Raw genomic sequence first — 2,187 nt, 5'->3', positions numbered from 1 at the left:
CTGGCTTTTTAACTTTTTCTCACACTCAATAAAGTAACGACGAGCCTGTCTACCTTTCTCATTGCGTTCAACCATGGAAAGCTCTTTTGCCATGTCTAACGTGAGATGATATTCCTTAGAAGGACGACCACCTTGGAGGTTTTCGCCAAAATTGGCGAGAACTATATAATCCTGATTTTTTAGAAAGCTGTATTTGTTAATACGGTCTTTAATCCAATTGGAAAAGTCTCGTTTTACTTCCAAAAACACATGTAATTCACGTGCATTAACGGTTTGAACAGCCTCCTGTCCAATCGTTTGTTCTGATATTTTAATTAGAATGTTCATCTTATTAGTCCTTTGTTTTATAAGTTAAAGTATCCAGGGCTAAAACAACCGAACTAATACAGCCCTTCGTATCTTTAGGTTACCCTTGGACATACACACGAAGACCCTGGACAAAATTTCTTAGTGATGGGCAACAGATCTTTCGGGATACTGTTGGACCGATTAGTTACAAGGTGTTTTAAGCCTACCAGTTAAGCTATAACGGTTTACAGAAACTGTCAATTAATTTTTGAAAAATCTTAAAATAACTACCACCAAAGGGGAAGCCGGGTGCTAGAAAACACGGCACATAGCCCGTCGTTATGCCTTCCCCAAAAGGGTATTGTATAGCATAACCACACCCGGCAAAGCCATTATATGTGCGTAACATACAATGAGTCAAAACTTTTAGTTGGCGGAGAAGAGATTGTATCGGCAATCTATCCGCTATGTGTCTAAGGTGTTTTCTAGGCACCTGTTTCGACAATAGACATATTGTCAAGTATCTCCCGTTATAAATGCAGCCCACTGCTCCAAGAGAGCATGACGTTGTTCCAAAAAATCCGTTCGCATATAAGCTTTTGTCACTGAACTCCCAACTGAATGCGCAAGAACAGTTTCCGCAATCTCAAAGGGTGTTGACGTTGTCTCTGCTATCCAATCCCGTAAGCTGGAACGAAAACCATGGGGGCGATAAGTCAAACCACAAACTGTCATATATTTTGCCATGCTTGCATCAGAAATTGGCTTTCCTGTAAGACCAGAAAAGAGAAAACCATTTTTTTCAAAGGGAAGAGACTTTTCAATCACTTTTAAAGCTTCATCACTTAACGGTACTCGAAAATCTGAAACTTTTCCCACAATACCCTTCATGTTGTCTTTGGGTATTGTCCATATATTTTTATCTATTTGTTCAAGACGCAAATAGCGCAATGGATATGACCGTACTCCTGTCAAAATCAAGAGCTTCAGTGCTAAATTTGAAAGGATATTATCACCCAAGCTCTGATAAAATGCCGGAACCTCTTGCCATGGCATAGCAGGAATATTTGTTGATTTAGCACGGGACTTTCCTAAAAGAGCGCGTGCTTTCATACAAGCTTGTAGATCAACATCCAAACCAAGAGCCGCTGCATATTTCAAGCAAATATTGATACGGTTAAGTGCTTTTCGCGCTGTATCTGCTTTTTCATGCCAAAGAGGTGCAAGAACATTGCGAATGATATTAGCCGTTAATTTTTCTATAGATAGGCTGCCTATGTGTGGAATAACATGCAATTCCAGCGGAGAAAACCAACGCCCATTTTTTCCTTCATTTTTTAACTCTGCTTTTTTACTTTCAAAAGCAGCCGTTGCAATCTCACTGAATATGTTGCTTTGCTGTTTTAAGACGGTTTGTTCTCGAAAGACAATAGGGTCATTGCCTTCTCTGAGAATAGCACTATAATGTTTGACAAGTTCGCGCGCTTCCTTCAGAGAAAGTTGTGTGACTGGACCGAGTCCCATTTCACGGCGTTTATTGTGATATGTGTAACGAAAAAACCAAGAACGCGTATTGTCTTTTCGAACATTCAACCATAACCCCGCCCCATCACAATATTTACCTTGAGGAGCAGACTTTACAAGCAATGCTGATAATCTATGAATCCCCCTCACTTAATTTCCCTTCTCGTCCACCTTTTCATACATTGCCCGTCCACCTTTTTGGGCCACCTTTTAGACCACCTTTAATTTTTGATTTGAGATTTTTTCTTTAATTCTTAATTTTTTTATTGGAACATAAAAAATTATAGACATCAATATGCTCTTGCACATCTTGATACAACTTGATTCTCGTTGTTAAAGCCCTGTCTGCCGCGTCTGGGCACCATTTTTTTTGTT

Annotated in this window: 2 protein-coding genes; both read right to left on the bottom strand. The window is 39.6% G+C overall.

The genetic code is table 11. The features are described 5' to 3' along the window. Positions 1–327 (bottom strand): antA/AntB antirepressor family protein (locus tag BN338_RS07105; protein WP_039760467.1); only part of this gene is annotated, 327 nt, incomplete at its 3' end. A 477-nt stretch (positions 328–804) separates the two neighbouring features. Beyond that, positions 805–1,962 (bottom strand): tyrosine-type recombinase/integrase, encoded by a 1,158-nt coding sequence (locus BN338_RS07100; RefSeq protein ID WP_039760465.1) that lies wholly within the window; start codon positions 1,960–1,962, stop codon positions 805–807. Between the last annotated feature and the right edge of the window lie 225 nt (positions 1,963–2,187).

The organism is Bartonella queenslandensis AUST/NH15 (assembly GCF_000312585.1).
GTDB classification, from domain to species: Bacteria; Pseudomonadota; Alphaproteobacteria; order Rhizobiales; family Rhizobiaceae; genus Bartonella; species Bartonella queenslandensis_A.
The sequence above is the reverse complement of the archived record's forward strand: the minus strand, read 5'-3'. Positions and strand labels throughout refer to the sequence as shown.